The organism is Actinopolyspora mzabensis, from assembly GCF_900101095.1.
Taxonomy (GTDB): domain Bacteria; phylum Actinomycetota; class Actinomycetes; order Mycobacteriales; family Pseudonocardiaceae; genus Actinopolyspora; species Actinopolyspora mzabensis.
Genome location: NZ_FNFM01000007.1, coordinates 280,627 through 301,932 on the forward strand (window position 1 = coordinate 280,627; position 21,306 = coordinate 301,932).

Below are 21,306 nucleotides of genomic sequence, written 5' to 3' on the forward strand. Positions count from 1 at the left end.
CGGCGGTGTGTAACCGAGCGCGGTGTGGCCACGCACGACTCCGGCCGAACGACTACGGAGGTAAGGCTTGTCCACGGTGCCCGATCCACAACCGGTGCACACCACATCGGCAGAACCGGCGGACGGCACGGACCGGCCGGGTATCGAATTCGGCGTGGTCCGGCCACCCGACGAACAGGCACACCGCCAGGCGGTGGCACGGCACGACGGACTCACCAAACCCGCCGGTTCACTCGGCAGACTGGAGGAACTGGGCGTCTGGGTGGCGGCCAGGCAGGGAACCTGCCCACCCAGGCCGTTCGACCGCCCCAGAGTGGTGGTTTTCGCGGGTGACCACGGGATCGCCACCAACGGTGTATCGGCCTACCCCAGCGAAGTCACCGCCCAGATGCTCGACAACATCCTCACCGGTGGGGCGGCCGTGAACGCGCTGGCCGCCAACGCCGGAGCGGGGGTACGGGTGGTCGACATGGCCGTGGACGGCGAGACGAACCGAACGATCTCGGCGCACAAGGTCCGCAAGTCGTCCGGTTCGCTCGACGTCGAGGACGCACTCACCGCGCAGCAAGCGCACGACGCGGTCGCCGCGGGCCGGGCACTGGCCGACGAGGAGATCGACAGCGGCGCCGATCTGTTGATCGCCGGTGACATGGGCATCGGAAACACCACCCCCGCGGCCACCCTCATCGCGGCCCTGACCGAGAACGAGCCGGTGGCGGTGGTCGGTCGGGGTACCGGGATCGACGATGCGGCGTGGATGCGCAAGACCGCGGCCATCCGGGACGCGCTGCGACGTGCGCGCAGGGTGGTGGACGACCCGTTGGCGCTGCTGCGCACGGCGGGTGGTGCCGACATCGCCGCCATGGCGGGCTTCCTCGCGCAAGCCGCGGTGCGCCGCACTCCCGTGATCCTCGACGGTGTGGTGGTCGGCTCCGCGGCGATGGTCGCCGAGGAGCTCGCTCCGGGAGCAGCGCAGTGGTGGCTGGCGGGGCATCGTTCCGTCGAGCCGGGCGCGCCCCTGGTGCTGGAACACCTGGACCTGCGGCCGGTACTGGATCTCGACATGCGCTTGGGCGAGGGCTCCGGAGCCGTCTCGGCCCTGCCGGTGGTCAACGCGGCGATCAGGGTACTGGCCGAGATGGCGAGCTTCGCCGAAGCGGGTATCGCGGGCCCCACGGCCCACGAGGCGGCGGGGGCCTCCCCGACCGACGCCGCGGGCTGAACGGCGTGCAGGGACTACGACTGGCGTTCGCCTGGTTGAGCGTTCTTCCGGTGCGGGTCGACACCGTCGACGCTCGTACCGGCAGCCGTGCCATCTCGTTCGCCCCGCTGGTGGGAGCTGCTCTCGGGGTGTTCGCCGCCCTGGTTCTCGGGGCACTGCTCGCGCTGGGAGCACCCGCGCTGCTGGCGGGACTGCTCACCGTGGCCGCACTGGCACTGCTCACCAGGGGGATGCACCTCGACGGGCTGGCCGACACCGTGGACGGGTTGGGCTGCTACGGCTCCGCCGAACGAGCGCTTTCGGTGATGCGCGACGGCAGCACCGGCCCGTTCGCGGTGGCCGGGCTCGTACTGACGATCGGAGTGCAGGCCACGGGGTTCGCCGCGGCCGCCTCCCACGGCGAGTGGGGAGTCGTCGTACTCGCCTGCGCCGGGGGAAGGGCTGCTTTTCCGCTGTGCTGCCGTCGGGGGATCCCGGCCGCGCGGCAAGAGGGCATGGGTTCGCTGGTGGCGGGCACGCAACCCCGCGGCACCGTCTTCGCCTGGTGGGCGGCCCTGCTGCTCGCGGGGGGCTTCGCCACGTCGGGAACGTGGTGGGTCGGTGTTACCGCCGTGGTGCTGACCTTCGGCTCGCTGTGGGTGCTGAGCAGGCACGTGCTGCGCAGGTTCGGTGGAGTCACCGGAGACGTGCTCGGCGCCTGCTGCGAACTGGGGACCACCCTCCTACTCGCCGTCTGCGCCCTCGGCTGAGCTCTTAGGGTCGACAACTCGGTTGTCGTAGCTGGTCGAGAAGCGGAACCTCCGGGGGACGCCTCGCTGCGGGTGCCCCGACATCGGGTAGTTACTACACAACGTCGGGGCCGTCCTCGCGAGGCACTTCCCGGAGAACCCGCCGCGGTGCCGACCGCGGGAGTGGTCGGATTTCGGCCCGCGAGGGTGGTGGGGCTCGGCTTGGGATCACCAAGGGCGCGGCGATTTCGCGAGAAATCGACGCCCCCGCAACGCAGCTATCCGCCCGCGACGGAGGGCACGATCCTCACCTCGACACCGTCGCCGAGCGCGGTGGCGGCGCCGTCCAGCGCACGACACTCCGTACCGTCGACGTAGAAGTTGACGTAGCGGCGCAGCGTCCGGGTCTCGTCCCGCAGTCTGCGTTCCAGCGCGGGGTGGGTGACGGCCAACTCGTCGAGCAGCTGCCGCAGCGTGGCCTCCTCGTCCAGGGAGAGCCGCAGGGTGCCCGCCCCACCGACCGTGGAACGAAGCATCTGCGGGATTACCAGGGTGATTCGCATGATCGTCTCCCGATGACGGTGGGGCAGCGGTTCGCGGGCGGTGCTCAGACCACGGCCGCGCGCAGCGACAGCACGTCCGGCAGGTGCTGAGCGATCCGGGTCCAGCTCTCGCCCCGGTCGGAACTCGCGTAGACCTCCCCGGATCGGGAGCCGAAATACACTCCGGCCGGGTCGGCGTCGTCGAGGCAGAGCGCGTCACGCATGACGGCGGACCAGAATCCCTCCCGGGGCAGTCCGTCACCCAGACCTTCCCAGGAATCACCGCCGTCCCTGCTGCGGTAGATCCGGCAGTCCCCCTCCGGCGGGAAGCGGTGCTGGTCGGCTACCAGGGGGAAGGTGTACACCGTGTCGGGGTCGGCCGGATCCACCGCGACAGGGAAACCGAAATCGGCTGGGAGCCCCTCGGCGATGGAGTCCCAGGTGTCGGCGCCGTCGTCGCTGCGGTAGACGCCGTGGTGGTTCTGCAGGTAGATCCGGTCGGGCGCAGCGGTGTTGCGGGCCATCCGGTGTACGCACTGCCCGAATTCCGGGTATTCGTTCTCGGGCATGAAGTAGGCCCGGATGCCGTGGTTGGCGGGGTTCCACTCGGCGCCGCCGTCGGTGGTGCGGTAAACACCGCCGGTGGACATGCCGACCAGGATCCGGTTCGGGTACCGGGGATCGGGCAGGACCGTGTGCACCGCCTGCCCCCCGAATCCCGGGAACCACTCGGTGCGATGGGGATGGTCCCAGAGCCCCCGCACGAGTTCGTAGTTGCTGCCACCGTCCTCGGAGCGGAACAACGCGGACGGCTCCGTTCCCGCGTACACCACTCCGGGTTCCTCGGGCGATCCGGGTACGATCTGCCACACGCGCCGCAGCGAGGTCTCGGTGTCGGCGGGAAACGCGACCGGGGCGTGCTCGGGCTCCTGCCAGCTCTTCCCCAGATCATCGCTGGTCACCAGGGTGGGGCCGAAGTGCGGACTCTCGGTACCTGCCAGCACCCGCGGTTCGCCCCTGGTGTCGACGGCCACCGAGTAGACCTCGGTCATCGGCAACCAGGGGCCGGTGAGCTCCCAACGCCCGCCGTTTCGGCGTGCCAACCACAATCCCTTCCGGGTACCGATCACGAGCAATACGGACGGGGACACGAGTGCCTCCAGTAGGTGTGAGTGGACTCTCACCGGGAAGGTACGTCGGACCACCGACAATCGCCGTGTCGCGGTAACCGGACCGGAGGAGCAGATCAGGCCAGCTTCGTCATCCAGCCCTCGGGGTCGGGCAGTTTGCCGTACTGGATACCGGTCAGCTGCTCACGGAGCTTCATGGTCAGCTCTCCGGGTGCGCCGTCCCCGATCGTGAATTCACCGTCGCTGTGCTTGACCTTGCCCACCGGAGTGATGACGGCGGCGGTTCCACAGGCGAACACCTCGGTGATCTCGCCGGAGCGGGCCTTCTGTTCCCACTCCTCGGTGGTGATGCGGCGTTCCTCGACTTCGAGTCCGAGCCGCTCGCCCATTCGCAGCAACGAGGACCTGGTGATGCCGGGCAGCAGGCTGCCGGTCAGTTCCGGGGTCACCAACCGTGCCTCCGCACCGGAACCGAGCACGAAGAACAGGTTCATTCCACCCATCTCCTCGACGGCACGCCGTTCCACGGCATCCAGCCAGACGACCTGGTCACAGCCCTGTTCGGCGGCCTGGGTCTGCGCCACGAACGAGGCGGCGTAGTTGCCCGCGAACTTCGCGGCTCCGGTACCGCCCGGGCTGGCGCGGGCGTACTCCCTGCTGAGCCACACGGTGACCGGCTTGACGCCGCTCGCGAAGTAGGAACCGGCGGGGGAGGCGATCAGCATGTACAGGTAGCTGCCCGCCGGACGGTTGACCCCGAGGGTGCGTTCCGTGGAGATCATGAACGGCCGCAGGTACAGCGAGCTCTCGCCCTCCGTCGGTACCCACTGGTTGTCGACAGAGACCAGTTCGCGCAGCGAGTCGAGGAAGGTCTCCTCCGGCAGTTCCGGCATGGCCAGCCTGCGTGCCGAGTCCTGGAAACGGGTGGCATTGGCCCACGGACGGAACGAGGCGATCGAGCCGTCGGGCTGGTGGTAGGCCTTCAGCCCCTCGAAGATGGCCTGTCCGTAGTGCAGCACCGTGGTGGCGGGATCCAACTCCACGGGGTGATAGGGCTCCAGCCTGGCGTCGTGCCAACCCTGCTCGGTGCTCCACCTTGCGGTGACCATGTGATCGGTGAAGTAATTCCCGAACCCGGGATCGGCGAGTACCTTCGAACGATGTTCCGCACTCGCGGGTCGCGAGGTCTCGGTCCGGGTGAAAACGACGGGTTGGCTCATGAACGTACCGTATCGCGCGCCCGAGAGCAGTGGAAACCTGACCGGTAACGATTGGGCGACCGAGTATCAGCGTCGCTTACGGTCGGTCGTACGACAGTCGTACGCACCTCGTGGGGCACGTTGCGGAGCCCGTTGCGCGTTGGGTGTTCGCGGAGTCACCCGACGTCGTGTTCCTCAGCAGGACGCTCGTGGCGCGAGCTCCGCCCGGAACCCCGCAACCGCCGAACCGAACCCGCCACCGGCACCAGAACCACCACCGCCAACGTGACCGCCATCGCGGGCACGGGCATGCTCATGGCCAGAATCACCGACAGGCCCATCCCCAGGCAGGCCGTCCGCCTAGGCAGTTTCGCGCCGTCGAGCAACAGCACCCGCGCCGCCGCGTTGACCAGCGCGTAGTGGACCAGCAGACAGCACGCGGCGATCGAGACGGCCTGTTCCGGCTCGAGGAACAACGTCAGCGACGCGGCCACCGCGGCCGAGGCCAGATCGAACGGGTAGGGGGTCCCCGCGGGACCGGCACGACGCGACAGCACCGGCAACTCGCCGTCGGAGACCAGCGCCGCACCGGTGGAACGCGCCGATTCCAGTACCGCGAGCAGCACCGGCAGCATGGCCAGCGCGGCCGCTGCCCCCACCCCGGATGTCAGCGCTGCCGCGTCGGCCGCACGCAACGCGTCGAGCAGCGGTGCGGGCGACAGCGCCAGCCGCGCGGAACCGAGCTGGTGCGACACCGCCACCAGCACCACCGCCAACACCGCACCGGTGGTGAGCAGCACAGTGGGCAGGGCCCGGTCCAGCACGGCCACCGAAAACCGATCCGCCCTGTCGACGGAGGCGGTCAGCCGCTCGAAACCGAGGAAGCCGAAGAACAGCACTCCGGCCGCTCCGGAGATCGCCAGCGGCCCCTGCGGTTGGATCGAGGGCGAGTCCACCGGAGTAATCGCCAGGCACGCGGCGGTCACCACCCCGAGCACCGCGACCGTCAGCGCCAGCCAGAGCCAACCGGCCACCCCCCTGATCCGAAGTCCGGCGGTGGAGAGGAGCACCGCGAGCAGCGGCAGCGAGGCCGCCGTCAACGGCTGCGGGGCCGGTAGGTAGCGGGCAGCCGCACCCGCCACGGCCGTCAGCGCCGCGATATGACCGAACAGTCCCGTACCTGCGGCGATGCGGCCGGGCACCACTCCCAGTTTGTCCCGCACACACGCGTATCCGGCACCCGTCGGCCCGTAGGAATCGGCCTGGTGTCTCGTGGCGTTCGCGGCGCACCAGGCGGTGAGGGCCGCCACCGGCACGGCGAACGGCGTCCACGGTCCCGCGATCGACACGGCCGGGGCCAGGCCGAGGAACACCCCTGCCCCCAGCATGGCACCGAGCGTGAGCGGAACCGCTCGCCTCACGACTGTCGAACCAACCGAGGGCCCCGATCGTTCGGCCAAGCAAACCATCCTCGTAGTAGTGAGACCTCGTCCTCGTACCGAGGGACCGAAGGCCGTGCCGCCGGTTTCGCTCACCGCGTTGCCCCGCGTTCGCTGCGCCCGTTCGCTGCGCCTTCCCGCTCGGTGCGGTCCGCACAGCGGGCACGGAGCCACGAGGGGCGTGGCGCCGTCGACCAGCGGGCCCACGGCATCGACCACCCACCGAAACGGTACTCGGGGACGAAACCGCGGGGACGGGGAGTCGCGGCGAGACCCCGCACCGCGAGTGAGCCCCCGACGACACGGCGCCACGAACACGGGCTGGTATGCGCACCGGCGGACGCACCGTTCTACAGTGCCCGCGGAAGCGATATGCGGTGGGCAGGCACTGAAAGCACCTGCCCGACGGCACACAACTCCGGGAGGAGCCACAGGTGACAACCCCCAAACTCGCCCTGGTCGACGGCGCCGCGGCGAAGCTGACGGTGGAAACCCTCGTCATCGGAACCGTGGAAGGCACGGACGGCCTCGAACTCGCGCCGGGAACGAACGAGATCGCCGCGGCGTTCGACGGCAACCTGACCGAGACGCTGAGTCTGCTGGGCGCCACCGGCAAGGCCGAGGAAGTCGTCAAAATCGCGGCGAGTGGGTCGTTGCGGGCGGAAGTCCTGCTCGCTGTCGGACTCGGCAAGCGCGACCCGAACGAGGAGATCCCGAGCGAGTCGGTGCGCCGCGCCGCGGGCGCGGCGGCGCGCGCGATGACCGGGGTCTCGCACGCGGCCACCACACTGTCCGAACTGGACGTTTCGGCGGCGGTGCAGGGAACGGTGATGGGTGCCTACGCGTTCACCCGGTACAAGTCCTCACCCGGCGACGACCCGGTGACCAAAGTGGACCTCGTGGTCTCCGAGGCCAAGGGCGAGTCCGCGAAGTCCGCGTTGAAGGGCGCCACGGCGATCGGCGAGGCGGTCAACACCGCCCGGGATCTGATCAACACCCCGCCGAACGACCTTCCGCCTGCCGCGATGGCGGAGCGCGCATCCGAACTGGGCCGTTCGGCCGGGTTGGACGTCGAAGTGCTCGACGCCGACGATCTGCGCAAACACGGCTACGGCGGAATCCTGGGTGTCGGTGAGGGTTCCTCCCGGCCACCGCGGTTGGTCCGGATGCGGCACAAGGGCCAGAAAGGGGCCCGGAAGGTGGCGCTGGTCGGCAAGGGCGTGACCTTCGACACCGGCGGCATATCCCTCAAACCCGCCGCGGGCATGGAGGACATGACCTCGGACATGTCCGGTGCGGCCGCGGTCATCGCGACCATGGTGCTGGCGGCCAAACTCAACTACCCGCTCGACATCACCGCCACCGTTCCGATGGCGGAGAACATGCCGTCCGGCACCGCTTACCGGCCGGGTGACGTGTTGAGCATGTACGGCGGCAAGACCGTGGAGGTTCTCAACACCGACGCCGAGGGCAGGCTGATCCTGGCGGACGCGATCACCCGCGCCTGCGAGGACGAGCCCGAGTACCTGATCGAGGCGTCGACCCTGACCGGTGCGCAGCTGGTCGCGTTGGGCAAGCGCACACCGGGTGTCATGGGTAGCGAGGGTTTCCGGGACCGCGTGGCCGAACTGTCAAGGGCGACCGGTGAAGCCGGTTGGGCCATGCCGTTGCCGGAGGAACTGCGGGCCGACCTCGACTCGAAGCTGGCCGACATCGCCAACGTCACCGGCCAGCGCTGGGCGGGCATGCTGGTGGCCGGCCGTTTCCTCAGCGAGTTCGTGGCGGAGGACGTCGCCTGGGCACACATCGACGTGGCCGGTCCGGCGTACAACTCGAACTCCCCGTGGGGCTACACCCCCAAGGGTGGTACCGGTGTCCCGGTGCGGACGATGGCCGCGGTGCTGGCCGACATCGCCGAACGAAACTGAGAGAGCCCGCAGCGGAGTTCGCCCGTACGGCCGTTCCAGCACGGTCCGAGCGGGTCCGATCCAGTGGTTCCGGTGCGTGAGGCGGCGCCTCGGGAACATTGGGCCGGCTCTCGAGTAGCGATCTACGCTACGAGCGGTCCGGCCTCGCAACGCATCCGACGCACGCACCGGGGGCAACCCCGGTGGTCGGCCGGGTACTCGGGCGAGACGGACTCTCCGCCGCTGTTTCCCGGGCTCAGCGGCTCACCCGGGTGCGGGTACCGCCGTGGGATCACTTCTCCAGACCGCGGCGGTACTCGCGGCGGCGCAGCACGCGCTGCCTGCGCTGGTAGTCGCGCATCCGTTGCGGGTACCCGACTTTGTTGACCTCGTAGAACGGGACACCGAGCCGATGCGTGAAACGGATCGCGGCGTCCCGCCCCTCGATCCGACGCCGCGTCCACTCCCCGTCGTGGGCGACGAAGACGATCGTCGTCTCGGTCACCTGCGTCGGTGGCTCGAGGAACCCCTCGACACCGTGACGTTGAGCAGCCCACAACCGGAGGTGTTCGGTGTCCTGGTTCCGCTCGGGGCGGGTGCGTCGCGACCGACCACGACGGCGTAGACGCTCGAACAGGCCCACGGTTCTCCCTCCTTGACCGGTTACCACGATATTGCCAGTCGGGGCATAAAAACCACCTTTCGTGACGTTGCACCCAGCAGTGAGTGTGATCTTCGCGCCATTTGTCCCGGGAACACGGGCAGCCCGTCTCGCGCCCGTGACTCGCGTGGTGACAAGATGGCTTTCAGTGCCGGAGCTCCGCTGGGGTTCCGGTAGCGAGTTGCAGAAATGATGCCTGTCGAGGAGTGCGAAGTGACCGACACGTCCGCCGATCTAGTCATTCTCGGTGGCGGCTCCGGCGGCTACGCCTGCGCTTTCCGCGCGGCGGAGCTGGGCCTTTCCGTCACCCTCATCGAAAAGGACAAGCTCGGTGGGACCTGTCTGCACCGAGGGTGCATCCCCACCAAAGCGCTGTTGCACGCCGCGGAGGTCGCGGACTCGGCCCGCGAGAGCGAGCAGTTCGGCGTGAAGGCCTCCCTCGAGGGCATCGACATCGATGGCGTCAACTCGTACAAGGACGGCATCGTCACCAAACTGCACAAGGGGCTGCAGGGGCTCGCCAAGGCCCACAAGATCAACTACGTTGAGGGCGCGGGCACCCTCGTCGACGCCAACACGGTGGAGGTCGACGGCACCCACTACACCGGCACCAATGTGGTGCTCGCCACCGGTTCCTACTCCAAGACGCTGCCCGGCCTGGAGTTCGGCGGCCGGATCATCGCCAGTGAACAGGCGCTCAACCTCGACTACGTGCCGGACAAGGTCGTTGTGCTCGGCGGTGGCGTCATCGGTGTGGAGTTCGCCAGCGTGTGGCGTTCCTTCGGCACGGAGGTCAACGTCGTCGAAGCGCTGCCCCACCTGGTGCCGAACGAGGACGAGTACTGCTCCAAGCAGCTCGAACGCGCCTTCCGCAAGCGGGGAATCAAGTTCTCCACCGGCGTGAAGTTCACCGGCGCTGAGCAGAGTGAGTCCGGCGTGACCGTCAGCCTGGAGAACGGCGAGACCATCGACGCCGATCTGTTGCTGGTCGCCGTGGGACGTGGCCCCAACACCGCCGGACACGGCTACGAAGAGGCTGGCGTGTCGTTGGAGCGCGGTTTCGTGCGCACCGACGAGCGGCTGCGCACCAACCTCCCCGGCGTCTACGCGGTGGGCGACATCGTCCCCGGGCTGCAGTTGGCCCACCGCGGGTTCCAGCAGGGCGTGTTCATCGCCGAGGACATCGCGGGGCTGAACCCGCCGGTCATCGACGAGGCAGGCATCCCGCGAGTGACCTACAGTCACCCCGAGGTCGCCTCGGTCGGGCTGACCGAGAGCGCCGCCCGGGAGCAGTACGACAAGGTGGAGACCTTCACCTACGACCTCGCGGGTAACGGCAAGAGCCAGATCCTCAAGACGGCGGGAGCCGCCAAGATCGTTCGCGCCGCGGACGGACCGGTGCTGGGGCTGCACCTGATCGGTGACCGGGTGGGCGAACTGATCAGCGAAGCCCAGCTCATCTACAACTGGGAGGCACTGCCGGAGGACGTCGCTCCACTGGTGCACGCCCACCCGACCCAGTCCGAGGCGCTCGGTGAAGCGCATCTCGCCCTGGCGGGCAAACCGCTCCACGTACACGGCTGACGCACTCCGCTCAACCGGTCACGTCAGAGCTCATCACACGCCACGAGTACGAGGAGTCAGCAACCGATGGCCTTCTCCGTCCAGATGCCGGCACTCGGTGAGAGCGTCAGCGAGGGCACCATCACCCGGTGGCTCAAGCAGGTCGGCGACACCGTCGAGGTCGACGAGCCCCTGCTGGAAGTCTCCACCGACAAGGTCGACACCGAGATCCCCTCCCCCGCTGCCGGGGTGGTGCAGCAGCTCATCGCCAGCGAGGACGACACCGTCGAGGTCGGCGGCGAACTCGCGCTGATCGGAGACAGCAGCGAGCAGGCCGCTCCGCAGCAACCGAGCGCGACCGAACAACCCTCGCAGCAACCGGCGGAACCGGCAGCGGCCCCCCAATCCGCCCCCGAGCCGGAGCCCGCCGCGCAACAGCCCCAGGCCTCCACCGCCCAGGGTACGGATGTGCACATGCCCGCGCTGGGTGAGAGCGTCAGCGAGGGCACCATCACCCGGTGGCTCAAGCAGGTCGGCGACACCGTCGAGGTCGACGAGCCCCTGCTGGAAGTCTCCACCGACAAGGTCGACACCGAGGTTCCCTCCCCGATGGCGGGCACGATCCTGGAACTGTCGGCCGCCGAGGACGAGACCGTCGACGTGGGCGCCAAACTCGCGGTGGTCGGCGACCGGTCGGCGGAACCGGCCGCCGCGCCACAGCCCGCCCCGGAACCGCAACCCGCCGCGGCCGCCCCCGAACCCGAGCCCGCTCCGGAGCCACCGAAACAGGAAGCCGCACCGCAGCCCACGGCGGCCGCTCCCGCCCCGAGCGCCGCGGCGGCACAACCCGCACCGGAGCAGTCCGCTCCGGCCGAATCCGCTCCGGCTCAGCAGGCCCCCGCCCAGGAGAGCTCGGAGGGTTCGGCGCCGTACGTGACTCCGCTGGTCCGCAAGCTCGCGAACGAGCACGGCATCGATCTGCATTCGTTGCAGGGAACCGGCGTCGGCGGACGCATCCGCAAGCAGGACGTGCAGGCGGCCATCACGCAGCGGTCGAGCGGCGCCGCCACCGGCTCACGGACCGACGGGCAGTCGGCGGAGGCGGCCACCTCCGAACCGGTGGCTTCGGCCTCGGCGCAGGAGGAGCCCTCCGCCGAGGACAGGGCCCTGCGCGGCACCACCCAGAAGATGTCGCGCCTGCGACAGGTACTCGCCCAGCGGATGGTGGACTCGCTGCAGACCGCTGCCCAGCTGACCACCGTCATCGAGGTCGACGTCACCCGCATCGCACGCCTCCGCCAACGCGCCAAGGACGACTTCGAGGCCTCGGAGGGCGTCAAGCTCTCCTTCCTGCCGTTCTTCGCCAAAGCCACGGTGGAAGCGCTCAAGCTGCATCCCAAGCTCAACGCCTCGATCGACGAGCAGGCCAACGAGATCACCTACCACGGTGCCGAACACCTGGCGATCGCAGTGGACACCGAGCGGGGACTGTTGAGCCCGGTCATCCACGACGCCGGTGACCTCAATCTCGGCGGACTCGCCCGCAAGATCGCCGACGTGGCCGACCGCACCCGCGACAACAAGGTCAAACCCGACGAGCTGTCCGGGGGCACGTTCACGCTGACCAACACCGGCAGCCGCGGTGCCCTGTTCGACACCCCGATCCTGAACCCGCCGCAGGTGGGAATGCTGGGCACCGGCACGGTCGTCAAACGCCCCGTGGTCGTTTCCGACGAGGCGGGCGGCGACACCATCGCCATCCGCTCGATGGTCTACCTCGCGCTGTCCTATGACCACCGCCTCGTCGACGGCGCCGACGCCGCGCGTTTCCTCAACACCGTCAAGCAGCGGCTGGAGGAGGGCTCCTTCGACGCCGATCTCGGGTTGTGAGTCCACCGGTCGAACTCGACCGGCGACGCGGCGGTGCCGCGTGACTTTCCGGGGCCGTCCACTCTCGGTGGGCGGCCCCGGTTCTCGTGGTCGGTAATCACGCGCGAACCACCCCGAGCCCCGTGGCGACCGGTCCCGCGGAACGCTCCCCCGCGATGGGCTTACCCACTCGATCGGGCGACGGTCTCGCACTGTGGCGATCATTGCGACAAGATCGGGGCATGCGTGTGGTTATCGCCGGATCCTCCGGCTTGCTCGGAACCCATCTGGTGCCGGCGCTCCGGCACTCCCGCCACGAAGTGATTCGCCTGGTCAGACGTGCCGCACAGGCCCCGGACGAACGCGGCTGGGACCCTGGGGCCGGCGAGATCGAGACGGGCGCCCTGGACGGTGCCGACGCCGTGATCAACCTCTGCGGCGCCCCGCTCGGCGGCAAGAGATGGACCGCCGAGCGCAAACGGGAACTGCTGCGTTCCCGCACCCGGCCCACCGCCGTGCTCGCCGGGGCCGTCGCGGAACGCGGCATCCCCGCTCTGATCAACGCTTCCGGGGTGGACTTCTACGGCGACACGGGCGGCAGGCTCGTCACCGAAACGGCCGGTCCCGGCCAGGGTTTCCTCGCCGATCTGTGTCAACGCTGGGAAGCAGCGGCCGACGCCGCTCGCCCCGCCCGGGTGGTGCGGCTGCGTACCGGGCCGGTGCTCTCCCCCTCCGGCGGACTGCTCGGCCAGCTCAAACCGCTGTTCTCGCTGATGCTCGGCGGCAGGCTCGGTGACGGCACCCAGTACATGCCCTGGATCTCGCTGGACGACGAGATAGCCGCCATCCGATTCGTCCTGGAGAACCGGGAGATCTCGGGCCCGGTCAACCTGACGGGCCCCGATCCGGTGACCAACGCGGAGTTCACCAGAGCGCTGGGCGAGGCACTCGGCCGCCCCGCACCATGGGTCATTCCCGGTTTCGCGATGCGAGCAGCACTCGGTGAGTTCGCCCAGGAGGTCGCGCTGACCGGACAACGCGCGGTGCCCGCGGTGCTGGAGGAGCACGGGTTCACCTTCCAGCACCCGACGGTTCGTTCCGCGCTCGGAGCGGCGGTGTCGGCCTGACCGGCTGCCGCACCACGGTCGACGAGATTTCGCGCGAAAAGCACGAGCAACGGTTTCCGCGAAGAGAGCGCGAAACGCGATACCGCAGTTGAAGCCGACGACGGTAGGGTGGCGCCCGTGAGTCACGGTGAGAACTCGTGCCGGGCCTCGGATCAGCCGATCGAGGAACTCGAGCTGGGTACGATCGACTATCTGACGGCTTGGCAACGCCAGCAGGAACTGGCCACGGCCCGTGCGGCGGGAACCGGACCGGACACGCTGCTGCTGCTGGAACACCCTTCCGTGTACACGGCGGGCAAACGAACCGAACCGGAGGACCGCCCGCAGGACGGCACACCGGTGATCGACGTCGATCGCGGCGGCAAGATCACCTGGCACGGCCCCGGTCAGCTGGTCGGCTATCCGATCGTGCGGTTGTCCGATCCGATCGACGTGGTCGACTACGTGCGCAGGCTGGAGCAGGCACTGATCCGGGTGTGCGAACGGTTCGGGCTGCGAACCGGCCGTGTCGAGGGACGCAGTGGCGTGTGGCTCGCCGCCGACGGCGAGCGTCCCGAACGCAAGATCGCGGCGATCGGCATTCGGGTGCAGGCCGGAGTGACCATGCACGGCCTGGAGTTGAACTGTAATTCCGACATGGCCGAGTTCGACCGGATCGTTCCCTGCGGAATCAGCGATGCCGGGGTCACCTCGCTGTCTGCCGAACTGGGCAGGGACGTCACGGTGGCCGAGGCGTTGCCACTGGTGAAGCAGGCCGTACCGGAGGCCCTGGACGGCGTCCTCCCGGTCACCGACCGCGACGTCAGGAAACAGTCGGCGGCCACGGCGGGCGTGACGTTCGCGCTGGACCCGGAACTGCGCTGAGCTACGCCGCTCCAGCCGAGCACTCGCGGCGTGGCGGGCGAGCCGCTCGCCCACCACGCCGTTCCTTCCCGGCCGTTGCTTCCCGGCCCGAGAGCAGAGCGCGGGTCGAAAAGTCCGATCAGTCCAGCCGATTCGCGACCTCGGCGGCGACCAGTTCGATGTGATCCAGGTCCGACAGGTCCAGCACCTGCAGGTACAGCCTGGTGATGCCGGTGTTCCGGCGCCACTGACCGATCTTGTCGACCACCTCCTCGGGAGTACCGGCGAGGCCGTTGGCGCGGAGTTCGACCGGATCACGGCCGATCGCCTCGGCACGCCGCGCCAGCTGCGCCTCGTCCTTGCCGACGCAGAGGACCAGCGCGGCGGAACGCACGATCTCATCGGGGTTCCTGCCGATCGCGGTGCACGCCTGCCCCACCCTGTCGAACTGTGCCGCCGCGGTCTCCTGGTCGACGAACGGCAGGTTGAACTCGTCGGCGAACCTCGCCGCCAGTTCCGGGGTCCTCTTCTTGCCTCCCCCGCCGATGAGCACCGGGGGACGGGGCTGCTGCACCGGCTTGGGCAACGCGGGCGAGTCGTCGAGCCGGTAGTACGTTCCCGAGTAGTCGAAGGTCTCACCCGAGGGCGTGGCCCACAGCCCCGTGATGATCTCCAGCTGCTCGGCGTAGCGCTGGAAACGCTCCCGCAACGAGGGGAACGGAATGCCGTAGGCGGTGTGCTCCTCCTCGTACCAACCGCTGCCGATTCCGAACTCGATGCGCCCACCCGACATCTGGTCGGCCTGGGCCACCGAGACGGCCAACGGGCCGGGAAGTCGGAACGTCGCCGCGCTCATCAGCGTCCCCAGTCGCAACCGGGAGGTCTCCCGCGCGAGCCCCGCCAGGGTCAACCACGCGTCGGTCGGCCCCGGCAGGCCGCTCGAATCTCCCATCCGCAGATAGTGGTCGGAGCGGAAGAACGCGTCGTAACCCGCCGACTCGGTGGTACGGGCGACGCGGAGCAGATCATCGTAGGTGGCACCCTGTTGGGGTTCGGTGAAGATTCTGAGTTTGAATTCCTCGGTCACGCCCCGAGGCTAACCGGCCCGTGCGAGTTCACGAGGCACACGTGCGGTGTGGCGGCAACCCTCGCGCAGGCCACGCAGCAACCGTGCCAGCGCCGCTCCCGCCTCGCCACCGGCCCGACCGGGAAGGTCCCCCGACCGGCGAGGGTGCCGAAGGCCGGGACGAACCGCTCCGGAGCAGCGTTGTCGTGGCTGCCGCACGCCGCGAAGCGCGCGGAACCGCACGGCACGGGTCCCCGGCCCGCAACCCCGGCACGAGAGTTGTTCGAAAATGCGGCGGGATATAGAAATGCGGCCATGACCAAATGGGACGAGACCGCCGTGCCGGACCAGTCGGGACGGACGGTGCTGATCACCGGCGCCAACTCGGGGCTGGGACTGCGGAGTGCGCGGGTACTGGCCTCTCGGGGCGCCCGGGTGCTGCTCGGTTGCCGGGACCCCGAACGCGGAAAACAGGCGGCGGAGCGAATCGAGGGCTCAGCGCACGTGCAACCCGAGGTCGTCGAGCTCGACCTCGCCGAGCTGAGCTCGGTACGCGAGGCCGCTTCGCGGGTGAGGGAACGCACCGGTGACCGCCTCGACGTGCTGATGAACAACGCGGGCGTGATGGCAACGCCGTTCCGCACCACCGCGGACGGTTTCGAGCTGCAGTTCGGGACCAACCACCTCGGGCACGCCGCGTTGACCTGGCTGCTGATGCCCGCGTTGCGCGGTGGACGGCACTCCCGGGTGGTGACGCTATCCAGCCTCGCGCACCACGGCAACGGACTGGACACCACGGATCCGAACTTCCGGCGCCGCCGTTACTCGCCACTGCGGGCCTACTCCCAGTCGAAACTGGCGAACCTGCTGTTCAGCAGGGAGCTCGACTCCAGAATCCGATCCGCCGGACTCGACATCACCAGCGCCGCGGCCCATCCCGGGATGACCGACACGGAACTGGCCCCCAACTCCGCTCGGCAACGCACGGTCCCCGGGTTCGTCGGCGATGTGGTGAGCAAGGGCAACTCACTGATCACCCAACGGGTGGAGCTCGGAGCACTGCCCCAGCTGTACGCGGCCACCGCACCCAATGTGGCAGGCGGTGACTACTTCGGGCCGGCACGGCTGGCCGAGACCCGTGGCCATCCCAAGCGGGCCGGGCTCAATCCGGCCGCGCGGAACGACACGAGCGCGGCACGGCTGTGGCAGATAACCGAGGAGCTGACCGGGATCTCCCCCGACCCGTGCTGAGCACCCGCGAGCCGGGGCGGGGGGGCACCGATCCGAGGGCGGGGTCGACGCCTTGCTCCGTCCCGGGCCCCCTCGAACAGCGACCGCCGAACGGGCGCGCCGAAACGGCACGCTGTTTCGGTGCGAACCGGGCTCGGGTGAGTTCGGTCATTGTCGAGCACCGGTGGGCGGGGCGTAGCCTGTGGTCGTGACTGTGGCGCCGGAGGGGCGGAAGTTGTTGCGGCTCGAAGCCCGCAACAGTCAGACGCCGATCGAGAAGAAGCCGTCCTGGATCAAAACGCGCGCTCGCATGGGTCCGGAGTATCAGGAACTCAAGGGGCTGGTGCGGCGCGAGGGCCTCAACACCGTCTGCGAGGAGGCGGGTTGTCCCAACATCTTCGAGTGTTGGGAGGACCGGGAGGCCACCTTCCTCATCGGCGGTGACCAGTGCACCCGCCGGTGCGACTTCTGCCAGATCGACACGGGCAAACCCGCCGAGCTCGACACCACCGAGCCACGCAAGGTCGCCGAGTCGGTGCAGGCCATGGGGCTGCGCTATTCGACGGTAACCGGTGTGGCCCGCGACGACCTCGACGACGGTGGCGCGTGGCTGTACGCGGAGACGGTGCGCCAGATCCACGAGCTCAACCCCGGTACGGGTGTCGAACTGCTGATCCCGGACTTCAACGCCGAGCCGGACCAGCTCGCCGAGGTGTTCGGCTCACGACCCGAGGTGCTCGCGCACAACATCGAGACCGTGCCGAGCGTGTTCAAGCGGATGCGCCCGGCGTTCCGCTACGACCGCTCGCTGAAGGTGCTCACCCTCGCGCGCGAGGCGGGACTGGTGACCAAGTCGAACCTGATCCTCGGCATGGGCGAGACCCCCGAGGAGGTGGAGCCCACCCTGCGAGACCTGCACGAGGCGGGCTGCGACATCATCACCATCACGCAGTACCTGCGCCCCAGCCCCCGGCACCACCCGGTGGACCGCTGGGTCAAGCCCGAGGAGTTCGTCGAGCACACCAAGGCCGCGGAGCGCATCGGTTTCCCCGGTGTCATGGCGGGTCCGCTGGTCCGCTCCAGCTACCGGGCGGGGCGGCTGTACGCCAAGGCGACCGAGCACCGCGGCATGCCGCTGCCGGAGAACCTCGCGCACCTGGCGCAGGCGGGAACCGCCGCGCAGGAGGCCAGCAACCTGCTCTCCCGCTGAACCGCTCACCCGGAACGCGTGTGCGTTTCCCACGCGTTCCGGGCAACGGCATCGGCGAGCCGCGTCCGGTGGGTCAGTTCACGTCCCGGCCGACGTCGAGATATCGGGAGCGCACGACCCGAACCAGGTACCACGACGCGGAAAGCGCGAACATCCCGGCGGTGAGCAGCAACCAGCGCCCCAGGAAGGGCTGCTGGGTCTGCCCCGTGGCCGCGTAGTAGGTGAACTCCCCCTGCCTGATGATGCCGGGCAGGAAGACCAGTAGCAGCAGCGCGGACCCGAGCACCGGCATACGTACGTGGTTGATCCATCCCACGACCGTCCTCCCGCGCCGGGCTCCGGCGCGGAGCAGCCGATCCGCCCCCGCGTAGACGGGGAACAGCAGCAGGTCGTGCAGCACCACCGCGGCGAGGAACCAGACCACCATCCGAGTTAAGCCCGAATCGGGCCCGAGCAGCACCACCACGTAGGCGGTCAGCGCGAAAGCTCCCAGCACCAGCAGCAGCTGGTGCGGACCGGCACCGTAGGCCCGCGAGAACCAGCGGAACAACACCCGCATCTCAATCGCTCCCGAACTCGATGTCGCGCACCCACTTGGTGTTGTGCACCCCCGGCAACGCGGGCACTATCGCTCTGGCCGGGTAGCCGTGGTCCATGGCGAGGTCGACGTCGTTGACCCGCAGCGCCAACAGCGCGTCGGGGTCGAGCACCTGGTTGGCCTGCAGCGTGGCCGCTCGGAACGCGCCGACGGTCTCGATCGAACTCACCCTGGCCCAGCTCGGTTCGGGAACCCCGGCCAGCACGGCCAGCTCACGCAGCCGTACCCCACTCCAGCGTTGGGTGGTGGCCCAACCCTCCACGCAGGCGATCGGCAGAGTCGCGGTGTGCTGCGGCATCCCCAGCAACTCCCGCCGGGAGAACCGCATGGTCCCGTTCGGCGAGCGCAGCACCAGCCGCCAGTCCTCCCCCGTATCGGCGGGATCTATCCCAGCGGCCTCGGCAGTGCGGTTGACCTGGAAATCGTTGGGACCGGAACCGTAGCTTCTGCCGCGGGGCAGCAACAGGGCCGCGCGGCGAGCGGGGCCTCCCACCACCTGGCCGATGCTGAGCACCCCCAGCAACAGGGATCCGGCTCCGACCAAGCCGAGCGCACCGCGACGACTCATGGTGGGAGCGGCGGGTGCGGCGGCCACCAGGCCGGTCTCGTCCAACGGTTCGGGGCGGGTTTCGGCCCGCGTGGTTCGCAGTTCGGAACGCAGCGAACGGGAACGCAGCGCGGCGAGCATGTGGGGGATCTTGAGCGCCACGTGCACGACGAAGCCCGCGATGAACACCCAGGCGCCGAAGTAGTGCGCGGTGTAGAAGCTGAAACCGAACACGTAGTCGTACTGGATGTTGAGGACACCGGTGACGATCTCGAAGAGCACCCCACCGACCAACAGCAGCAGCGCGAGGCGCTCCAGGATCTTGGCGGGGGAACGGGCGGGGGGCCATTCGAACAGTTTCGGCACCACCGACCAGAGTTTCGCCAGCACAACCGGGATGAGCACCAGCCCGAGGATCACGTGCGTCCCCTGGTTGAGCACGTACAACCAGGCCGGGCTGGTGGGCCAGTCGAAGGCGGGCAGCCGCAACCAGCCGACCTCACGGGGAAAGGCCTGGCCGAACTGCGGGCCGTAGGCGATGTAGGAAAGCAGCCCGGTGATGGTCACCAGCGGTAGCGTCACCAGCAGCACGGCCCCGAGCATCGAGGTCAGCCAGGGCCCGCGTAGCGGACTGCGCCATATCCGGCTCCGACGCACCCCGGCGGGACGGAGCCGGGCCAACGCTCGCCAGGCACCGGCCGGAAAGCCGAAGTCGAGTTCCTCCCACGGATCGCGAGGTGTTTCCTCGCGTGGCACGGCCCGGGAGCTCGCGAGCTGTGGTGGGGACGCGCCGACGGCCCGGTAAGTGACGTCCAGTTGGAACACGGCAGCCCGGCACACCTGCAGCACCTCCGTCAGCGGCGGTCCTGTCGGGCAGTGTACGACGACGATGCCTCCACCGGGGCGTTTTCGGGAGGGAAACGCCCCGGACCGTATGGACGCCTCCGAGGTCCCGCGCCGTATCCTGGAGCTATGGCCAAGCAGGACCGAGCCGCGAAGAAAGAAGCGGCCAAACAGAGACGACAGGCGTCGAGCGGTCGTTTTAAACAGCTGTTCGAGGCGTTCAAGATGCAACGCCGCGAGGACCGGCTGCTGGTACCGCTGATGCTGGCGGTACTGCTCGGTGCGGCGGTCGTCGCGTTCCTGCTCGGCCTCGTCTGGGGGTTGCAGTGGTTCTTCCTGCCCGTGGGTGTGGCCCTCGGCGCGTTGGGCGCGGTGATCGTGTTCGGCAGGCGCGTGCAGCGCAACGTCTACAGCAAGGCCAGCGGCCAACCGGGTGCCGCGGGCTGGGCGCTGGAGAACATGCGCGGCAAGTGGGAACTGACCCAGGGGGTCACCGGGAACAGCCAGCTGGACGCGGTGCACCGGCTCGTGGGCAAGCCCGGGATCGTCCTCGTCGGCGAGGGCGAACCGCATCGGGTCAAAAGCCTGATGGCCCAGGAGAAGAAGCGCATCTCGCGGCTGGTCGGCGAGACTCCGATCTACGAGATCATGGTCGGTGACGGGCAGGAGCAGGTTCCGCTGCGGAAACTGCAGTCCAACATCATGAAGCTGCCCCGCAACATCAACGCCGGGCAGATCGACTCGTTGGAGAAGCAGCTCGAGGCGCTGGGCAACAGGGCGAACCCGATGCCGAAGGGGCCGGCGCCGCAGGGCGCGAAGATGCGCAACATGCAGCGCGCGAGCCGCAGGAAGTAACCGAGTACGGCAGAGCGCGGCGCGTGCCGCGCTTTCCGCCCCGCTTTTCCACCCGATGAAGGGCGGATTACCCGACTCCTCCGAACGAGTGAAGCGATCCGTCGCGGTGTTACACGACGGTCGTCGGGCACCCGGATTCGGGTATCCGCCGGTCGTCACGGCAACGTCGAAGCACCGCGAGAGCGCGCACCGCCCGGGCCGACGGGGTCAGCGCCCCGCCCGGCGTCCCGTCCGAGGTCAGCGGCGCAGCACCACGGTGCCGCTGAGCCGGTCGTGCCAGGAACGGCCGTCGAGGTTCCACAGCACCGCGGGCACGATCACAGCCGTCAGCACGCAGCGAAGCAGCGCACGCGGCAGCCCCACGGTCTGGGTGGCGTCGACACGTGCCACCCAGATCCCCGTAACGGCCATGCCCGGTGTGAATCCGAAGAACGCGACCGGCAACACCGTGATCAGCGCCCACGACACCAGACTCCAGTTGCCGGGCAGCTCCGGGGCCGTGAACAGCCCGGCCACGAGCGCCGCGAGCACGATGTCCACCAGAAAACCCAGTGCCCGCCGCCCCGTGGGCGCCACCGATCCGGATCCCTGCTCGGGCAGCCCCAGACGTTCGCCCCGCCAGTGTTGCTCCGGTTCTCTCGACTCCCGCACGGAAGCGGGGCCGGAGAGCCAGGAACCGAGTATTCTACCCACGTGACCAGCATACGGGGACGTTCGACCACTCCGA

At 69.1% G+C, this 21,306-nt stretch carries 19 protein-coding genes; 10 read left to right on the forward strand and 9 right to left on the reverse strand.

Annotated features, from left to right (window positions below; all coding sequences use genetic code 11):
- The first annotated feature begins 94 nt into the window (after positions 1-94).
- Positions 95-1,222, forward strand: coding sequence for a nicotinate-nucleotide--dimethylbenzimidazole phosphoribosyltransferase (gene cobT / locus BLR41_RS13875; RefSeq protein WP_218120141.1), 1,128 nt, complete (start codon positions 95-97; stop codon positions 1,220-1,222).
- A 5-nt stretch (positions 1,223-1,227) separates the two neighbouring features.
- Positions 1,228-1,971, forward strand: coding sequence for an adenosylcobinamide-GDP ribazoletransferase (locus BLR41_RS13880; protein ID WP_092628709.1), 744 nt, complete (start codon positions 1,228-1,230; stop codon positions 1,969-1,971).
- Between the two features lie 257 nt (positions 1,972-2,228).
- Here the strand turns inward: BLR41_RS13880 and BLR41_RS13885 are convergent, their stop codons facing one another.
- The 4 genes from BLR41_RS13885 to BLR41_RS13900 all read right to left on the reverse strand — a co-directional run bounded on the left by BLR41_RS13885 (position 2,229) and on the right by BLR41_RS13900 (position 6,242).
- Positions 2,229-2,513, reverse strand: a complete 285-nt coding sequence (locus tag BLR41_RS13885) for a MoaD/ThiS family protein (protein ID WP_092628710.1) — start codon at positions 2,511-2,513, stop codon at positions 2,229-2,231.
- A 44-nt stretch (positions 2,514-2,557) separates the two neighbouring features.
- Positions 2,558-3,643, reverse strand: coding sequence for a WD40/YVTN/BNR-like repeat-containing protein (locus BLR41_RS13890; RefSeq protein WP_092628712.1), 1,086 nt, complete (start codon positions 3,641-3,643; stop codon positions 2,558-2,560).
- A gap of 95 nt (positions 3,644-3,738) precedes the next feature.
- Positions 3,739-4,842: a branched-chain amino acid aminotransferase gene (locus BLR41_RS13895; protein ID WP_092628713.1), complete on the reverse strand. Its 1,104-nt coding sequence runs from the start codon at positions 4,840-4,842 to the stop codon at positions 3,739-3,741.
- Between the two features lie 155 nt (positions 4,843-4,997).
- Positions 4,998-6,242 (reverse strand): APC family permease, encoded by a 1,245-nt coding sequence (locus BLR41_RS13900; protein WP_176797980.1) that lies wholly within the window; start codon positions 6,240-6,242, stop codon positions 4,998-5,000.
- 452 nt (positions 6,243-6,694) lie between these two features.
- On the opposite strand from BLR41_RS13900, the gene BLR41_RS13905 reads away from it, so the two are divergent.
- The gene (locus tag BLR41_RS13905) at positions 6,695-8,188 is read left to right on the forward strand and encodes a leucyl aminopeptidase (RefSeq protein WP_092628714.1); all 1,494 of its coding nucleotides are present in this window, start codon (positions 6,695-6,697) and stop codon (positions 8,186-8,188) included.
- A gap of 271 nt (positions 8,189-8,459) precedes the next feature.
- On the opposite strand, the gene BLR41_RS13910 is transcribed toward BLR41_RS13905, so the two are convergent.
- Positions 8,460-8,810, reverse strand: coding sequence for an oxidoreductase (locus BLR41_RS13910; protein ID WP_092628716.1), 351 nt, complete (start codon positions 8,808-8,810; stop codon positions 8,460-8,462).
- Positions 8,811-9,041: 231 nt separating this feature from the next.
- Here BLR41_RS13910 and lpdA point away from each other — a divergent pair, with 231 nt between their 5' ends.
- From lpdA to lipB, 4 genes are all read left to right on the forward strand, one after another.
- Positions 9,042-10,412 carry a dihydrolipoyl dehydrogenase gene (gene lpdA, locus BLR41_RS13915; RefSeq protein WP_092628811.1) on the forward strand — a complete coding sequence of 457 codons (1,371 nt, stop codon included), beginning with the start codon at positions 9,042-9,044 and terminating at the stop codon, positions 10,410-10,412.
- 66 nt (positions 10,413-10,478) lie between these two features.
- The gene (gene sucB, locus BLR41_RS13920) at positions 10,479-12,281 is read left to right on the forward strand and encodes a 2-oxoglutarate dehydrogenase, E2 component, dihydrolipoamide succinyltransferase (protein WP_092628717.1); all 1,803 of its coding nucleotides are present in this window, start codon (positions 10,479-10,481) and stop codon (positions 12,279-12,281) included.
- Positions 12,282-12,502: 221 nt separating this feature from the next.
- Positions 12,503-13,387 carry a TIGR01777 family oxidoreductase gene (locus BLR41_RS13925; RefSeq protein ID WP_092628718.1) on the forward strand — a complete coding sequence of 295 codons (885 nt, stop codon included), beginning with the start codon at positions 12,503-12,505 and terminating at the stop codon, positions 13,385-13,387.
- Positions 13,388-13,495: 108 nt separating this feature from the next.
- Complete coding sequence (gene lipB, locus BLR41_RS13930; RefSeq protein ID WP_425426921.1) at positions 13,496-14,251, forward strand: lipoyl(octanoyl) transferase LipB; 756 nt, start codon at positions 13,496-13,498, stop codon at positions 14,249-14,251.
- A 118-nt stretch (positions 14,252-14,369) separates the two neighbouring features.
- On the opposite strand, the gene BLR41_RS13935 is transcribed toward lipB, so the two are convergent.
- The gene (locus BLR41_RS13935) at positions 14,370-15,317 is read right to left on the reverse strand and encodes an LLM class F420-dependent oxidoreductase (RefSeq protein ID WP_092628721.1); all 948 of its coding nucleotides are present in this window, start codon (positions 15,315-15,317) and stop codon (positions 14,370-14,372) included.
- Between the two features lie 294 nt (positions 15,318-15,611).
- Here BLR41_RS13935 and BLR41_RS13940 point away from each other — a divergent pair, with 294 nt between their 5' ends.
- Together BLR41_RS13940 and lipA are read left to right on the forward strand one after the other, a co-directional pair.
- Positions 15,612-16,547 carry an oxidoreductase gene (locus BLR41_RS13940; RefSeq protein ID WP_092628722.1) on the forward strand — a complete coding sequence of 312 codons (936 nt, stop codon included), beginning with the start codon at positions 15,612-15,614 and terminating at the stop codon, positions 16,545-16,547.
- Positions 16,548-16,734: 187 nt separating this feature from the next.
- Entirely contained in the window at positions 16,735-17,736 is a 1,002-nt protein-coding gene (gene lipA / locus BLR41_RS13945; protein ID WP_092628812.1) for a lipoyl synthase, read from the forward strand.
- Positions 17,737-17,809: 73 nt separating this feature from the next.
- On the opposite strand, the gene BLR41_RS13950 is transcribed toward lipA, so the two are convergent.
- Both BLR41_RS13950 and BLR41_RS13955 read right to left on the reverse strand, forming a co-directional pair.
- Positions 17,810-18,295: a hypothetical protein gene (locus tag BLR41_RS13950; RefSeq protein WP_092628723.1), complete on the reverse strand. Its 486-nt coding sequence runs from the start codon at positions 18,293-18,295 to the stop codon at positions 17,810-17,812.
- A gap of 1 nt (position 18,296) precedes the next feature.
- Positions 18,297-19,484: a molybdopterin-dependent oxidoreductase gene (locus BLR41_RS13955; protein WP_092628813.1), complete on the reverse strand. Its 1,188-nt coding sequence runs from the start codon at positions 19,482-19,484 to the stop codon at positions 18,297-18,299.
- Between the two features lie 369 nt (positions 19,485-19,853).
- Here BLR41_RS13955 and BLR41_RS13960 point away from each other — a divergent pair, with 369 nt between their 5' ends.
- Entirely contained in the window at positions 19,854-20,579 is a 726-nt protein-coding gene (locus BLR41_RS13960; protein WP_092628724.1) for a DUF4191 domain-containing protein, read from the forward strand.
- 237 nt (positions 20,580-20,816) lie between these two features.
- Here BLR41_RS13960 and BLR41_RS13965 read toward each other — a convergent pair whose 3' ends face one another.
- A complete protein-coding gene (locus BLR41_RS13965) occupies positions 20,817-21,272 on the reverse strand; it encodes an RDD family protein (protein ID WP_245694189.1) in 456 nt (151 codons plus the stop codon).
- Positions 21,273-21,306: the final 34 nt, after the last annotated feature.

Coding starts and splice junctions, on each gene's coding strand:
- BLR41_RS13885 (WP_092628710.1), bottom strand. CDS start 2,513: ATGCGAATCACCCTGGTAATCCCGCAGATGCTTCGTTCCACGGTCGGT.
- BLR41_RS13895 (WP_092628713.1), bottom strand. CDS start 4,842: ATGAGCCAACCCGTCGTTTTCACCCGGACCGAGACCTCGCGACCCGCG.
- sucB (WP_092628717.1), top strand. CDS start 10,479: ATGGCCTTCTCCGTCCAGATGCCGGCACTCGGTGAGAGCGTCAGCGAG.
- BLR41_RS13925 (WP_092628718.1), top strand. CDS start 12,503: ATGCGTGTGGTTATCGCCGGATCCTCCGGCTTGCTCGGAACCCATCTG.
- BLR41_RS13940 (WP_092628722.1), top strand. CDS start 15,612: ATGACCAAATGGGACGAGACCGCCGTGCCGGACCAGTCGGGACGGACG.
- BLR41_RS13950 (WP_092628723.1), bottom strand. CDS start 18,295: ATGCGGGTGTTGTTCCGCTGGTTCTCGCGGGCCTACGGTGCCGGTCCG.
- BLR41_RS13955 (WP_092628813.1), bottom strand. CDS start 19,484: ATGCTCGGGGCCGTGCTGCTGGTGACGCTACCGCTGGTGACCATCACC.
- BLR41_RS13960 (WP_092628724.1), top strand. CDS start 19,854: ATGGCCAAGCAGGACCGAGCCGCGAAGAAAGAAGCGGCCAAACAGAGA.